We start from the raw sequence: 14,536 nt of genomic DNA, 5'->3' as shown, positions 1-14,536 counted from the left end.
GTTCCCCCTAGTCCCGCTTGAGCAGCAGGAAGTCGTGGACGTTCAGCAGGCCGAGGAACTGCCGGACGGGCGTCGGCATGGCCTGGCGCGACTCATCATGCACGAGCCGGGCGTCGTGCACGTGGTGGTTTTTCCGCCGGGTGACGACCGTGCAGCCGCCCTCGGCCAGCACGTTCTTCACCCAGTCGGCGTCCGGCCCGTAGGTCAGCGCGACGACGTAGCCCTCCGCCGTGCCGAAGACGTTCACCGGCGTCCGGTACTCCCGGCCCGACTTCCGTCCCTTGTGGACGATCATGCCGAACCCGGGCGCCCAGTTGACGACGTACTTGTTGACGCGGTTGGTCGCGACGCGGTTGAAGCGGGCGAGACCCTTGGGGAGCACCATGGTGGCCATAATATCAACGTGCGATGAATTAAGCGACCGGACGACCCCGGCTCCCGGGCCGCCGTCGCCCGATGGTGGGATACGGGGCATGTCGACCGAATGGCCGCTGCGCCAGGACCCGGAAGCACCGGTCATCATCGCCCTGGCTCTGGTGACCGACGCCGACGCGCTGGGCTTCGTCGTCCTGGACGACGAAGACGACTGGTTCATCAGCGACGGCACCGAGCTGTCGGAAGACGTGCTGGTCAACCGCGAGAACTTCGGCAAGCTGTCGGTCCGGGAAGCGCTCGAGCTGCTCCCGCAGCTGGCCGCGCTCGCGGAGCTGCCGACGGGCATGGCCGCCGACTGGGACCCGGACCACCGCGCGTGGCTGCTGTCCTCGGTGACCGGCTCCGACGACGAGGACGAGGACATCCGCCTGCTCGCCCAGCGCCGCGCGGCCTGGGAGTTCGAAGGTTCGCCGGACGACGAGGTCCAGATCAGCAGCGGCCTCACCGAGCTGCCGACCGGGTCGGAGCGTCCGGTCCGCGCGGTCCGCCAGGTCGTCCGCGAGCAGGACGGCACGTGGCTCTTCGTCGGCTTCGAGGTCCCGGAAGCGGAAGACTTCGAGGTCGAGGGCTTGGAGCTGGAGCACGTCGCGAAGCTGTATCCGGACGTCCGCACGGTGCTGAAGGCCGCACCGGGCCAGGTCTACGACCGCGAGACGCCGGACGCCGAGTGGGAGCTCGTCGAAGGCTGAGAAAAGTCCGGCGCGGTTGTCCTGGAGACGTCCGCGCCGTTCGTCCTTACAGTGAGAGCCGGCGATCGGCGCCGGCCGACCTCTGTGAGGAGCTGTCATGCCCAAGTACGCCGCCATCATCTACGCCTCCGACGTCGACCCGACCCAGCCCGAAGCCGCGGGCATGATGCGGGACTACGACGAGTTCGGCGCGGCCGCGCAGGCCGTGATCCGCGGCGGCGCGGCCCTGTACCCGACCGCGACCGCGACGACCGTCCACGTCACCGGCGGCAAGGGCGGCGACATCGTCACCACCGACGGCCCGTACGCCGAGACGAAGGAAGCCCTCACCGGCTTCTACCTCATCGAATGCGCCGACCTCGACGAAGCCGTCAAGGTCGCGGCGCAGATCCCGGGCGCCTGGGACGGCGCCATCGAAGTCCGGCCGGTCGTCGAATTCGGCAAGTGACCTTCGCCGGTGACGCGGTCGCGCGGCTGGTCCGGGACGAGGGCACCCGGGTACTGGCCACGCTGGTCCGCGTCACCGGCAGCGTCGACCGCGCCGAAGACGCCGTCCAGGACGCGGTGGTCCGCGCCCTCGAGACGTGGCCACGCGACGGCGTCCCCGCCAACCCCCGCGGCTGGCTGCTGGTCGCGGCCCGCAGGCGCGCGGTCGACGTCGTCCGCCGCGAAGCGAAGCGCCTCGGGAAGGAGGCCGACGCGATGCCGGCCGTCGACCCGTCCCCCGACCCACTCTCGGTCCGCGACGACCTGCTGAGGCTGGTCTTCACGTGCTGCCACCCGGCGTTGTCCCTGGATGCGCAGGTCGCCCTGGCCCTCCGAACGCTGGGCGGCCTGTCGACGGCGGAGGTGGCCCGCGCGCTACTGCTCCCTGAAGCGACGCTGGCGAAGCGCCTGACGCGCGCGAAGCAGAAGATCGCGCAGGCCCGGATCCCCTACCGCGTGCCGTCTTCCGAAGAACTGCCCGCACGCCTGGCCGGCGTAGCGTCGACGGTGTACTTGATCTTCAACGAGGGCTACACGGGCCGCGCGTCGCTGACCGCCGAGGCGGTGCGCTTAGCCCGCCTGCTGGTCTCGCTGATGCCCGACGAGCCGACGGCGTTGGGTCTCTTGGCGCTGGTACTACTGCAAGACGCCCGCCGCGAGGCCCGTTTTTCGTCGGGCTCGCCGGTGCTGCTGGCTTTCCAGGATCGCTCGCTCTGGGACCCTGAGTTGATCAAGGAAGGCGTGTCGTTGGTGGGCGCGGGCCTACGCCGAACCCCCTCGGTGCCGAACCAGTACGTCATCCAGGCGGCGATCGCTGCGTGCCACGACCTCGCGCCGACGTACGAGGAGACCAACTGGGACGCGGTGATCTCCTGGTACGACGTGCTGTTGTCGATCCAGGACACGCCGGTAGTCCGCTTGAACCGCGCGGCCGCGGTGGCGGAACGGGACGGCCCTGCGACGGCTTTGGCTTTGGTGGACGCATTGCCGGGCCTGGAGGACTACCCGTGGTGGCACGCATCGCGGGCGGAGTTGTTGCACCGCTTGGGTTCCCCGGCGGCCTCCGAGGCGCTGGACCGCGCGGAGGCGACCGGACTTCCGGACGGTCACGCGGCCCACCTGCGTCAACGGATAAATCAGTTGCGCCAGACCCGGACAATGGACTTATGAGTTTGAAAGAGCGATTGGTCGACTGGACCGACTTGGAGGAAGCGGAATATTATCTGGCGATCGAACTCGGCGTATTTCGCGGTGACGAAGAGTGGGTCGGGATCAAGTGGATCTTCTGGTCCGCGAACAAGCTGGGCAACGGTCTCTACAAGGCACTGCTCGGGTTGGTCGACGCCGGCGTGCTCGAATACCGCGACGAACCCGACCATCAGGTGCGCTGGTGTCACGCTCGTGAATCGGAAAGCGAAAAGCCCCGGAAGGATCCGGGGCTTTCGACTGAGAGCGGATGACGGGAATCGAACCCGCGTATTCAGCTTGGGAAGCTGATGTTCTACCATTGAACTACATCCGCAGTGCGTGGCAAGCATACACGGCGTGGTGATCCCCTTGTCCAGACCCTCCCCTCCTTGACGTCGGCGCGTCAAGTGACAACACTTGTTGTCGACGTCGGAGGTGTGCCGGATGGATGATCCCGAGCTGTTCCGGGAGGGCGGGTTCCGGCTCGCTTCGCGGCTGTTCATCGAGGGTGACATCCGGGGTGACGAGCGGCAGGTCGCTCGGCTTCGGGAGTTCGCGCAGGTCGAGGATCGGCTCGCCGATGACGTTGTCGCCTGGATGGCGCAGCAGCCGAGGGGCCAGGGGCACCGGCTCTTCGAGGACGCTCTCGAGAGCGGCGCCGGGACCGAGGGGCCGCTGGAGGCCTTCTTCGCCGCCGTCGAAGCGAAGCCCTACTGGGTTGATGACGAGCGGCTCGAGCGCGGTGCGAAGGCCATCACGCGGGCCGGGTTGCTCGGGCTCTTTCCGCTTGGCGACATGTCGCTCATGGGTGGCTACCTCGCCTCGCGCGCGACGAAGTCGCTGGTCGGGACCGGGGAGATCGAGTACAAGGCCACCCGGCGGCTCGTCGAGACCGCGGCCTGGTGGATCGACGTCACCACGCCCGGTGCCCTGAAGCACGGGGCCAAGGGGTACGCCTCCGCTCTCCGCATCCGGGTCGTGCACGCCCACGTGCGCGCCGCCATGCATCGGCGGGACGACTGGGACTACGCCGCCTGGGACAAGCCCGTCAACCAGGTGCAGACCGCCGGCACGCTGCTGCTCTTCTCGCTCGTCTACGTCTTCGGGACGCAGCTGCTCGGCCTCCGCTACTCCGCCCGCGAGCGCGGCGACATCCTGCACCTCTGGCGCTACATCGGCTGGCTGATGGGCGTCGACGACGAGCTGCTGCCCAGTGACGAAGAGGACGCGTGGCGGCTGCTCTGGCTGCTCGCCGCCACCGAGTTCATCCCCGACGACGACTCCAAGCGGCTCGCGAAGGCGCTGGTCGAGGCCAACGCCGCCGTCGGGGAAGGGCGTGGGGCCGTCGGGAAGGTGCTGTCGCACGTCTCCGTCGCCGTGCACTCCTCGATCTCGCGGCTCGTGCTCGGGAAGACCAACGCCGACTTCCTCGAGCTGCCGAACGACCTTCTCGCGCAGGCCGTGATCGTCACCGCGGCGGGTGTCAATTTCGCCGCCGAGACGGTGCGGCGGTTCATTCCCGGGGCCACCGCGCTGCAGGAACGGATCGGCGAGGCCGGGCGGCGTGGGTACGTGAAGCGGCTTGAGAAGCTCTTCTCGCCCGATGCCACCTATGCGCAGCACATGCGTGCGGCCTGAACCCACCGGATAGGCTTTGCGACGTGCTGCTCAGTGACCGTGACCTTCGCAAAGAGCTCGACGCCGGCCGGCTCGGCATCGACCCCTTCGATCCCGGCATGGTCCAGCCGTCCAGCGTCGACGTCCGGCTCGACCGGTTCTTCCGCGTCTTCAACAACAGCAAGTACACCCACATCGATCCCCAGCTGCAGCAGGACGAGCTGACCTCGCTCGTCGAGAAGGAGGGCGACGAGCCCTTCGTGCTGCACCCGGGCGAGTTCGTGCTCGGCTCGACGTTCGAGCTCGTCACCCTGGCCGACGACCTGGCCGGCCGCCTCGAAGGCAAGTCGTCGCTCGGGCGGCTCGGGCTGCTCACGCACTCGACCGCGGGCTTCATCGATCCCGGCTTCTCCGGGCACATCACGCTCGAGCTGTCGAACGTCGCGAACCTGCCGATCACGCTCTGGCCGGGCATGAAGATCGGCCAGCTGTGCATCTTCCGGCTGTCCAGCTCGGCCGAGCACCCGTACGGCTCCAGCGAGGCCGGCTCCCGCTACCAGGGCCAGCGCGGGCCGACGCCGAGCCGGGCGTACAAGAACTTCCACCGCGTCGACACCTGGCGCTAAGCCGCGACCTTCTCGTTCCAGTCGATGTGGTGGTTCCACATGAACGCGTTCGGGTCCTCGCTCTGCGGCTTCGCGAACGCGCGCTTGATGAAGAAGTCGCGGATCACCCGGCCGACCGGGCCGATCACCTTGTCGTCGCCGTTGCGCTTGCCGCGCGCGACGACCGCTTCGACGCGCTCGCGCCGCAGCCCCTCGTAAGTGGTCAGCGCCTGGGCGATGTCCGGCACGTCGCGCAGGCACTTCCCCAGCGTGACGGCGTCTTCGATGGCCATCGACGCGCCCTGGCCCGCCGCCGGTGACGTCGCGTGGGCCGCGTCGCCGATGATCACCATGCGGCCGCGGTGCCAGATCGGGACCGTCGGGAAGTCGAACGTCGGCCAGGCCGGGTAGACGTCGCGGGTCGCGCGGATGATCTCGGCGGCCGGCGTCCGGTCGCGCGACACCAGGTCCAGCAGCTCGGTGCGCAGTTTCTCGCCGGCGAGCGCGGCCAGTTCCGAGCCGGTCGGCTCGGTCTTGCGGGCCGGGTTCGCGAACCACCAGACGCGGCCGTCCGGGCTGACGACGTGGCAGAAGAACAGGCGCCGGCCGAAGACCATGTTCAGCACGCCCGGCTCGTCCGGCAGCGTCAGGCCCTCGGCGAACCCGCCGGTGTTGAGCAGCGGCACGTACCGCGGCGACGGCGCGTCCGGGTCGATGATCGTCCGGACGCGGGAGCGCAGGCCGTCGGCGCCGATCAGCAGGTCGCCCTCGGCGTGCGAGCCGTCCGAGAACTCGGCCCTGACCTGCGAAGACGTCTGGTTCGCGCCGATCAGGCGCTTGCCGTACCCGGCGTGGATCCCGCGCCGCGCGGCTTCGTCGCGCAGGGCGACGTACAGGTCCGAGCGCAGCACCGTCTGGCTCACGGTGCCGTCCGGCAGCGTGCCGCCGAGCGGGAACTCGGCCAGCCGCGTGCCGTCGCCCAGGCCGATCGACATCCGCGGCGAGTCGAAGCCCGTGCTCTTGACGACGTCCTTCAGGCCGAGCGGCAGCAGCGCGTCCAGGCCGTTGACCGCCAGGGTCAGGAACGCGCCGACGCCCTCGGCGCCGCGGTCGTAGGCCTCGAACAGCAGCGGCTCGTGGCCGGCTTCGTGCAGTGCGATGGCGGTGATCGTCCCCGCGATCCCGCCCCCGATGATCAGCGCCCGTGTCATGTCCTTCGTCCCCTCGAAACTCTTAGAAACTAATTCGTTCTGTCGAACTAAAGAGTGGGCTACGCTGGTCGCCGTGTCAAGCGAGCGAGCGAAGCTGGTCGAAGAGGTCCTGCTCGGGGCGCGGGAACTCTCGACGGAGACGGTCATGTTCCACACCGCGATCGCCGAGACGCGCGGGCTGTCGCCGGTCGAGAGCAAGGTGCTGGACTACCTCGCCCGGCTCGGCCCGCAGATGCCGAAGGAGCTGGCGCGGCTGTCCGGGCTCGCGCCGGCGTCGGTGACGGCGCTGGTCGACCGGCTCGAGCGCAAGGGGTTCGTCGCCCGCGAGCCGCACCCGGACGACCGGCGCAAGGTCCTCATCGCGCTCGACCCGGGCGCGATCGAGCGCAGCGTGCACCTCTGGGACCACCTGGTCGCCAAGGTCCTCGAGCTCTGCGAGCGCTATTCCGACGACGAGCTCCGCACGGTGATCGGGTTCGTCGCGGCCGCCGCGGCCATCACCCACGAGTCGACGACGCGGCTCACGCATTCCCCGGGCGGGTGATCACCGGGGTCAAAAAGGGCGGGAAAGACGGGAGCGTGTCAGGCTCCGAAAAGTCGCCTCGGCCCCCGGGAGTACCCGTATGTCGCTGTCCAGGAAGTCACTCCACCTCCTAGTGGTCCTGGCACTGGTCCTGATGGCCTCGGCAATCGCTCCACTTGCGGAAGCGGCGGTCGTCAAGCCGTTCCAGTTGAACTACGACGAAGTCGTCTACGGCGATTTCCTCTACGCGGGCAACGGCGTGGTGCGGTGCCCGGTGAACGCGGACAACGCGCCGACGACCGGCACCGGCAACACGCCCGCGACCTGCGCGAACACCGCCGATCGGCGGGACACGCTCGTCAACGACAACTTCTTCATGCAGTGGGCCGACGTCGACGCCGACCGCGGCACGTTCGATTCCGCCAAGGCGACGGTCACCATTCCGCCGGGCGCGAAAATCCTCTTCGCGCGGCTCAACTGGGCGGGTAACACCGGCGCTTACACGACGTCGCCGGGTGTTTTGTCGCCGACGAAGATGTGCCAGTCGCGCAACAACAACACCGCCGCGATCGTGCCGCCCGGAACACCCGCGAAACAGGACGTCCGGCTGACCGTCGGCGCCGGGAAATCCGTCGACGTCCCGCCCGCGGTCTACACCGAGGACCCGCTCGACACGTTCAGCGGCGGCCAGTACTACTCGGCCTACGCCGACGTCACCAAGCAGTTCGCCGACGCACCGACCGGGTCCGCGCTCGACCTGACCGTCGGCAACGTCTGGGCGCCGAAGGGCTTCAACTGCATGGGCGGCTGGTCGGTCGCCCTGGTCTACGCCTACCCCGAACGCAACGCCGACTACGCGCCGAACAAGCGCGAGGTGTTCATCTACGACGGGCACGTCCGGCAGAACAGCACCGACAAGCCCACGACCACGACGATCACCGGGTTCCGCGCCGCCGCCGCGGACGCGCACGTCGGCGTCACCGCCTACGAGGGCGACTGGGGCATCTCGGGTGACCAGTTCCTGATCAACGACAAACCGGCCGCCGAACCGTCGGCCGGCGGGACGTCGAACTTCTTCATCTCGAACGCCGACGGCGCTAGCGACCCCGCGGTGAAGAACAACTTCAGCGTGGACGCCAAGTCGTTCAACGTCGACACCATTCCGGCCGGCGCGACCAGTGCCAAGCTCGGCTTCGCCACCACCGGCGACTCCTACCTGGCGCAGAACCTCGCCTTCTCGACGCCGGTGCCCGAGCTCCAGATCAGCAAGCGCGCGGAACCGGCCCAGGTGCACCCGGGCGAACCGGTCACGTTCACCATCGTCGTGACCAACCCCAGCGGCGCCCCGGCGTCCGGAGTGAAGGTCGCCGACGACGCGTTCCCGGCGTGCAGCAAGGACATCGGCTCGCTCAAGGGCGGGCAGACGGTCAGCTACACCTGCACCGCGACCGCGCCGGACAAGGACTTCACGAACACCGCGAAGGCCACCGGCACCAGTGCGCTCGGCGATCCGCTCGACGGCACGGCGACCACCTCGGTGAACGTCATCCACCCGGCCATCGGCATCACGAAGATCGCCGACAAGCCCGCCTACCGCGCCGGCGACACCGTGACCTTCACGCTCAAGGTCACCAACACCGGCGACGCCAACCTCACCGCCCTGCAGGTCACCGACCCGAAGACGCCGTCGTGCGCGCAACGGCTCGCGGGCGTGCTGAAGCCCGGCGAGACCCGCACCCTCACCTGCACGACGAAGGCACCGGTCGCCGACGGCGTCAACACCGCCACCGCCAGTGGCGTCGACGGCCTCGGCAAGCAGGTCACGGCCACCGCCGACGCGCCAGCACCGACGATCGCCCCGGCCATCGACGTCACCAAGACGGCCGGCCCGACGGTGATCCACGCCGGTGAGGCCGTCACGTGGACGATCACCGTGAAGAACACCGGCGACAGCCCGCTCGCCCCGGTGAAGCTCACCGACGACACGACGACGTCGTGCTCGCGCACCATCGACAGCCTCGACGCGGGCGCGTCGCAGACCTACACCTGCACCGCGAACCCGTCGAAGACCACGACGAACACGGTCACCGCCACCGGCACCGACCGCTCAGGCCAGCCGGTGACGGACACCGCGTCGGCCACTGTCACGGTGATCAGCCCGGCGCTGACCATCACGAAGGACGCCGCACCGGCGACCGTCCGCACCGGCGACCAGATCACCTTCACGATCACCGTCACGAACTCCGGTGACGTGCCGCTGACCGACGTCGCCGTCACCGACGACCGGACCCCGGCGTGCGCCAAGACGTTCGGCACGCTGGCGCCGCAGGCGAAGCAGACCTACACCTGCACCACCCCGGCACCGGCCGACGACTTCACGAACACCGCGTCCGCCACCGGCAAGGACCAGCTCGGCCGCGAGGTGAAGGTCACCGACGACGCCGTCGTCGACGTGATCCACCCGGCGATCGCGATCGTCAAGGACGCCGCGCCCGCGCAGGTCCGCGAGGGCGACACCGTGACCTGGACGATCACCGTGACCAACACCGGCGACGTGCCGCTCACCGACGTCGGCGTGGCCGACGACCGGGTCGCCCCGTGCGCGAAGCCGCTCGGAACCCTGGCGCCGCAGGCGAAGCAGACGTACACCTGCACCACCGTCGCGGGCACCACCGGCTTCACGAACACCGCGAAGGCCACCGGCACTGATCCGACGAGGCGGCCCGTGGACGCGTCCGACGACGCCTCGTTCACCGTGCAGCACCCGGCCGTCACGATCACCAAGGACGTCACCGGCGGACCCTTCCGCCAAGGCGACACCGTGCCGTTCCGGATCACCGTCCGCAACACCGGTGACGTGCCGCTGACCGGCGTCCAGGTGACGGACGCGCTCGTCGCCGGCTGTGCGCAAGCCTTCGACGGCACGCTCGAACCCGGTGGCACGTGGGGCTTCGGCTGCACCGGCACCGCGCCGGCCGACGACTTCACGAACACCGCGCAGGTCACCGGCACACCGCCGGTCGGCCCCGCCGTGACCGCGGCCGACGACGCCGCCGTCGACGTGATCCACCCCGGCATCGCGATCACCAAGGACGCCGACCCGAAGGTGGTCCGCGCGGGCGACACCGTGACGTTCACGCTCACCGTGACGAACACCGGCGACAGCCCGCTGCGGGACGTCTTCGTGGCCGACCAGCTCGCGCCGGAGTGCGCTCAGCGTCTCGGCACGCTGGCGCCCCAGGCGAAGCAGACCTACACCTGCACGCTCGTGGCCGGCGAAGCGGACTTCACCAATACCGCCACCGCCAACGGAACCGACGGCACGAACCGCCCGGTGACGTCGACCGCCGAGGCCGCGGTGGACGTGATCCACCCGGCGATCAGCATCACCAAGGACGCCGCGCCCGCCCAGGTTCGTGAGGGCGACACAGTGACGTTCACGATCGTCGTGAAGAACACGGGCGACGTGCCGCTGACCGAAGTGTCCGTTGTGGACAGCCGGACGCCGTCGTGCGCTCAGACCATCGGCTCCCTCCCTCCCGGTGCCGAACAGCACCACTCCTGCACCGTAACCGCGGGCACCGACAGTTTTACGAACACGGCGACCGCGACCGGAACGGATCCGATCGATCGCCAGGTCACGGCCACCGACGACGCGTCCTACACCGTGCTGCATCCCGGGCTGGCCATCACGAAGGACGTCAAGGGCGGCCCGTTCCGCGAGGGCGACGCGGTCACGTTCACGATCACCGTCGAGAACACCGGCGACGCCCCGCTCACCGCGGTGACGGTGACCGACGAGCTCGCGCCGGCCTGCGCCAAGACGTTTGAGACGTTGGCCCCCAAGGAAAAGCAGACCTACGACTGCACGATGACCGCGCCGGCGGACGACGTCGTCAACCGGGCCGAGGTGACCGGGAAGCCGCCGACCGGGCCGCCGCTGGACGCCGACGACACGGCCAAGGTCGACGTCATCCACCCGGCCGTGAAGATCACGAAGGAAGCTTCGCCGACGACAGTGCGCGAAGGCGACGAAGTCACCTTCACCATCGTCGTGACGAACACCGGCGACGTCCCGCTGACCAACGTGTCCGTTGTGGACGATCAGACGCAGTCGTGCCCCCGGACGTTCGACACCCTGGCGCTCGCCGGCGTCCAGACCTACACCTGCACCATCACGGCCCCGTCGGACGACTTCACGAACACCGCCGGCGTCACCGGCACCGACCCGACCGGCCGCCCGGTGACCTCGACCGCCACCGCCGCTGTCGACGTCATCCACCCGCAGCTCGCGCTGATGAAGGACGTGACGCCGTACGAAGTCCGCGAAGGCGACACTGTCACCTTCTCCATCCTGGTGAAGAACACCGGTGACGTGCCGCTGACCGACGTGACGGTCGCCGACGACCGCACCCCGGCCTGCGCGCACACCGTCGCGACGCTGGCGCCCGACGCCGAAGAGACGTACACGTGCACCACGGTGGCGGGCCGGGACGGCTTCACCAACACGGCCACGGCCACCGGCCAGGACCCGACGAACCGGCTGGTGACGGCGACCGACAGCGCCACCTTCGTCGTCCAGCACCCAGGCCTGAGCATCACCAAGAACGTCCGCGGCGGTCCGTTCCGCACCGGCGACTCGGTGCCGTTCGACATCGTGGTGACCAACACCGGCGACGTCGACCTGCACTCGGTGACCGTCGCCGACACGATCGCCCCCGAGTGCGTGCGCAGCATCGGCGCGCTGCCGGCCAAGGGCGTCGAACGCTACGAGTGCACGATGACCGCGCCCGCCGACGACGTCACGAACGTCGCGAAGGTGACCGGAACGCCACCGACGGGCGACCTCGTGACCAGTGAGGCGCAGGCGGACGTCGACGTCATCCACCCGGCGGTCAAGATCGACAAGTCGGTCTCGCCCGCGCAGGTCCGCCCGGGCGACGAGGTCACCTACACGATCGCGGTGACCAACACCGGCGACGTGCCGCTGTCCACTGTGGTCGTCACCGACGACAGGACGCCGGGTTGTGCCTTCACCGTCGCGAAGCTGGACGTCGGGGGCAAGGAGACGCACCAGTGCTCGGCGACGGTCCGCGAGGACGTCACCAACGTCGCGTCGGTGACCGGCGACGACCCGACCGGGCGCCCCGTCACCGCGACCGATGACGCCAGTGTCGACGTGATCGGCCCGGGTATCACCGTGACGAAAACCGGCCCGGCGAAACCGCTTCTCCCGGGGCAGGAGGCCGTATTCACGGTCGTCGCGAAGAACACCGGCGACGTTGCGCTGACCGGCGTAACGCTGAATGACCCGATCGCGCCGAAATGCTCGGTCGAGATCGGCACGCTCGCGCCGGGAGAATCGTCGAAACCGATCTCCTGTTCCGTGACGATGGGCAATGACGACGTCACGAATACGGTGACCGCGACCGGGCACGATCCGAACGGAAAACCCGTCACGGCGACCGACGACGCGGCGGCCAGGGTGGCGAAACCCGCGATCGACCTGCAGAAGAAGGCCGACCCGACGATCCGTCCGGGTGGGACGGTGACCTTCACGCTCGTCGTGCGCAACACCGGGAACGTCGACCTGGCCGACGTCGACGTCACGGATCCGGCGTACCCCGCCTGCGCCCGGAAGTTCCCGCGGCTTCCTGTCGCCGGCCAGCAGGAATGGACGTGCACGACGACCGCGCCGGCCAGTGGTGATGTGAGCAACACCGCGACGGCCACCGGGACGCCCGACACCGAGCAGCCCGGGAAACCCGTGCGGGACAGCGCATCCACCACCGTCCGCGTCGTGACGACGCCGGTTCCCCCTGGTCAGGACCCGGAGCCGGCGCCGTTGCCGAACACCGGTTACGACCCGGTTCCCGCGGGCCTGACGGCGTTGTCGCTGCTGGGGTGCGGTGTCCTGCTGCTACTGGGCGTCCGGCGGTCGCGTCGGAGCTGACGGAAACCGTTCTCGAAATCGTGTGTTCGCCACAATGCGAAGAGTCACAGTTCGTTAGGAGGGTTCTCGCTGTAATCGTTCCGTGATACGTTCCTGCGCCGTGTCCCCCATTGGTGAACGTGCTCGCGTGGTGATGGTGTCACTCAGTGTGCTGCTCGGCGTCTTTTCCGCCGCGACCGGCACCTGGATGGCCACCGCCGAAGGAAACACCTCCGAGGCGGCCGCCGCGGCTCTGGTGCTCCCGAACGAGCCCGGCGGGTCCGGTGGCACCAGCGGCACGGACCTGAACGGCCACGCCCAGAACCACGGGGGACAGCAGCAGCCGGCTCCGACGACCTCGGCCGCGGCGCCGACGACGTCCAGCGCGGCTCCGGCGCCGACCGAGACGTCCACGCCCCCGCCGCCGTCCACTTCCGAGGCGCCGCCGACCACGAAGCCCGCGGCCCGCGTCGCGCCGTCGGTCGCCGGCCAGGTCCTCGACCTGGTCAACGTCGAGCGCGGGAAGGCGGGCTGCAAGGCGCTGACCGAGGAATCGCACCTCACCAAGGCCGCGCAGGACTACAGCGACGACATGTCGGCCCGGAACTTCTTCTCCCACACCAACCCCGAGGGCGTCACGTTCGACCAGCGCATCAAGACCGCCGGCTACTCGAAGCCGGGCGCGGAGAACATCGCGAAGGGGCAGACGTCGGCGGCGCAGGTCATGGACTCGTGGATGAACTCCGAGGGCCACCGCGCGAACATCCTGAACTGCTCGCTCACGAAGCTCGGCGTCGGCTTCACCAAGGCGGGCAACTACTGGGTCCAGGACTTCGGGTACTGAGCTAGGCCGGGTTGTTCCACCGCTCCGCGACGTCGCCGTAACGAGCGAGCACGGTCGCGCGCAGGTCGGGATCCGTCCGCGGCACCGGCTCGATGAACACCTCGGTGACGTCGTTGAACGCCTCGGTCAGCTCGGCGGCGATCCGGACGCAGGCGCGTTCGAGGTCCGCGGCGCCGAGGGAGTCGTCGAAGTCCACCCGGGTGCAGACGAGGACCTGGTCGGTGCCCATCAGCATGGTCTGCAGGTCCACGACGGCCTCGATCTCCGGCGCGGCCGAGAGGTGGTCGCGGACGCCGCGGACGATCTCCGGGTTGGCCTGGCGGCCGATGAGCAGGCCGCGGTTGGTCCGCCCGAGCAGGTAGGCGACGCAGGCGAGCAGCACGCCGATGACGATCGACGCGACGCCGTCCCAGACCTCCGAGCCGGTGAGCTGGTGCAGCCCGATGCCGGCGAAGGCGACCAGCAGGCCGACCAGCGCGGCCGAGTCCTCGAACAGCACGGTCTTGGGTGTCGGGTCGTCGATCAGCCGCAGGTAGGCCCAGAAGGACCGGTTCTCGGCCTTGGACTCCCGGCGGGTCTGGCGCACGGCCTGCACCCACGACGTGCCTTCGAGCAGGAACGCCACGGCCAGCACGATGTAGCTGAGGATCGACGTGCTCTGCGCTTCACCGTGCCCGAAGAGCGTCGAGACGCCTTCGTAGAGCGCGAACATCGAGCCCGACGCGAAGATCGACACCGCGGCGAGCAGCGACCAGAAGTAGCGCTCCTTGCCGTAACCGAAGGGGTGCACGCGGTCGGCCGGGCGATCGGAACGTTTCAACGCCGTCAGCAGCAGGGCTTCGGTGAACGTGTCGGCCACCGAGTGCGCGGCCTCGGACAGCATCGCGCCCGAGCCGGTGATGATCCCCGCGACCAGTTTCATGATCGCGATCGCCAGGTTCACCCCACCGGCGAGCAGAACGGTCAGGGTGCTTTCGCCGCCGGAGTTGCCGGAATCCTCGCTCAC

At 69.2% G+C, this 14,536-nt stretch carries 12 protein-coding genes and 1 tRNA gene; 9 read left to right on the top strand and 4 right to left on the bottom strand.

Annotated elements, in window-relative coordinates; translation table 11 throughout:
- Positions 1 to 7: 7 nt before the first annotated feature.
- On the bottom strand, positions 8 to 385 hold the full coding sequence (locus OHS58_RS36300) for a nitroreductase family deazaflavin-dependent oxidoreductase (RefSeq protein WP_328645439.1): 378 nt from the start codon (positions 383 to 385) through the stop codon (positions 8 to 10).
- An 88-nt stretch (positions 386 to 473) separates the two neighbouring features.
- Here OHS58_RS36300 and OHS58_RS36295 point away from each other — a divergent pair, with 88 nt between their 5' ends.
- The 4 genes from OHS58_RS36295 to OHS58_RS36280 all read left to right on the top strand — a co-directional run bounded on the left by OHS58_RS36295 (position 474) and on the right by OHS58_RS36280 (position 3,070).
- Complete coding sequence (locus OHS58_RS36295; protein WP_326956545.1) at positions 474 to 1,124, top strand: hypothetical protein; 651 nt, start codon at positions 474 to 476, stop codon at positions 1,122 to 1,124.
- Positions 1,125 to 1,221: 97 nt separating this feature from the next.
- Entirely contained in the window at positions 1,222 to 1,572 is a 351-nt protein-coding gene (locus OHS58_RS36290; protein ID WP_247059414.1) for a YciI family protein, read from the top strand.
- On the top strand, positions 1,569 to 2,780 hold the full coding sequence (locus tag OHS58_RS36285) for an RNA polymerase sigma factor (protein WP_328645438.1): 1,212 nt from the start codon (positions 1,569 to 1,571) through the stop codon (positions 2,778 to 2,780). The genes OHS58_RS36290 and OHS58_RS36285 overlap by 4 nt, the downstream gene beginning before the upstream one ends.
- The gene (locus OHS58_RS36280; RefSeq protein WP_328645437.1) at positions 2,777 to 3,070 is read left to right on the top strand and encodes a hypothetical protein; all 294 of its coding nucleotides are present in this window, start codon (positions 2,777 to 2,779) and stop codon (positions 3,068 to 3,070) included. The genes OHS58_RS36285 and OHS58_RS36280 overlap by 4 nt, the downstream gene beginning before the upstream one ends.
- Here the strand turns inward: OHS58_RS36280 and OHS58_RS36275 are convergent.
- Positions 3,062 to 3,132, bottom strand: a tRNA-Gly gene (locus tag OHS58_RS36275). The two genes, OHS58_RS36280 and OHS58_RS36275, sit on opposite strands and share 9 nt — an antisense overlap.
- 110 nt (positions 3,133 to 3,242) lie before the next feature.
- On the opposite strand from OHS58_RS36275, the gene OHS58_RS36270 reads away from it, so the two are divergent.
- Both OHS58_RS36270 and dcd read left to right on the top strand, forming a co-directional pair.
- Complete coding sequence (locus OHS58_RS36270) at positions 3,243 to 4,436, top strand: oxygenase MpaB family protein (RefSeq protein WP_328645436.1); 1,194 nt, start codon at positions 3,243 to 3,245, stop codon at positions 4,434 to 4,436.
- Between the two features lie 23 nt (positions 4,437 to 4,459).
- On the top strand, positions 4,460 to 5,041 hold the full coding sequence (gene dcd, locus OHS58_RS36265) for a dCTP deaminase (protein WP_247059392.1): 582 nt from the start codon (positions 4,460 to 4,462) through the stop codon (positions 5,039 to 5,041).
- Here dcd and OHS58_RS36260 read toward each other — a convergent pair.
- A complete protein-coding gene (locus OHS58_RS36260) occupies positions 5,038 to 6,231 on the bottom strand; it encodes an FAD-dependent oxidoreductase (RefSeq protein ID WP_326945279.1) in 1,194 nt (397 codons plus the stop codon). The genes dcd and OHS58_RS36260 overlap by 4 nt on opposite strands.
- A 73-nt stretch (positions 6,232 to 6,304) precedes the next feature.
- Here OHS58_RS36260 and OHS58_RS36255 point away from each other — a divergent pair, with 73 nt between their 5' ends.
- The 3 genes from OHS58_RS36255 to OHS58_RS36245 all read left to right on the top strand — a co-directional run bounded on the left by OHS58_RS36255 (position 6,305) and on the right by OHS58_RS36245 (position 13,530).
- Positions 6,305 to 6,775: a MarR family winged helix-turn-helix transcriptional regulator gene (locus OHS58_RS36255; protein ID WP_328645435.1), complete on the top strand. Its 471-nt coding sequence runs from the start codon at positions 6,305 to 6,307 to the stop codon at positions 6,773 to 6,775.
- Between the two features lie 133 nt (positions 6,776 to 6,908).
- Positions 6,909 to 12,707 (top strand): DUF7507 domain-containing protein, encoded by a 5,799-nt coding sequence (locus OHS58_RS36250; protein WP_328645434.1) that lies wholly within the window; start codon positions 6,909 to 6,911, stop codon positions 12,705 to 12,707.
- Between the two features lie 127 nt (positions 12,708 to 12,834).
- Positions 12,835 to 13,530, top strand: coding sequence for a CAP domain-containing protein (locus OHS58_RS36245; protein WP_326945275.1), 696 nt, complete (start codon positions 12,835 to 12,837; stop codon positions 13,528 to 13,530).
- Between the two features lies 1 nt (position 13,531).
- Here OHS58_RS36245 and OHS58_RS36240 read toward each other — a convergent pair whose 3' ends face one another.
- Entirely contained in the window at positions 13,532 to 14,536 is a 1,005-nt protein-coding gene (locus tag OHS58_RS36240; RefSeq protein ID WP_328645433.1) for a cation diffusion facilitator family transporter, read from the bottom strand.

Source organism: Amycolatopsis sp. NBC_00348 (assembly GCF_036114655.1).
Classification (GTDB): domain Bacteria; phylum Actinomycetota; class Actinomycetes; order Mycobacteriales; family Pseudonocardiaceae; genus Amycolatopsis.
Note: the sequence above shows the minus strand (reverse complement) of the source record. Positions and strands in the feature narration are given on the sequence as shown.

Coding starts and splice junctions, on each gene's coding strand:
- OHS58_RS36260 (WP_326945279.1), bottom strand. CDS start 6,231: ATGACACGGGCGCTGATCATCGGGGGCGGGATCGCGGGGACGATCACC.
- OHS58_RS36270 (WP_328645436.1), top strand. CDS start 3,243: ATGGATGATCCCGAGCTGTTCCGGGAGGGCGGGTTCCGGCTCGCTTCG.
- OHS58_RS36300 (WP_328645439.1), bottom strand. CDS start 385: ATGGTGCTCCCCAAGGGTCTCGCCCGCTTCAACCGCGTCGCGACCAAC.
- OHS58_RS36295 (WP_326956545.1), top strand. CDS start 474: ATGTCGACCGAATGGCCGCTGCGCCAGGACCCGGAAGCACCGGTCATC.
- OHS58_RS36290 (WP_247059414.1), top strand. CDS start 1,222: ATGCCCAAGTACGCCGCCATCATCTACGCCTCCGACGTCGACCCGACC.
- OHS58_RS36280 (WP_328645437.1), top strand. CDS start 2,777: ATGAGTTTGAAAGAGCGATTGGTCGACTGGACCGACTTGGAGGAAGCG.
- OHS58_RS36250 (WP_328645434.1), top strand. CDS start 6,909: ATGGCCTCGGCAATCGCTCCACTTGCGGAAGCGGCGGTCGTCAAGCCG.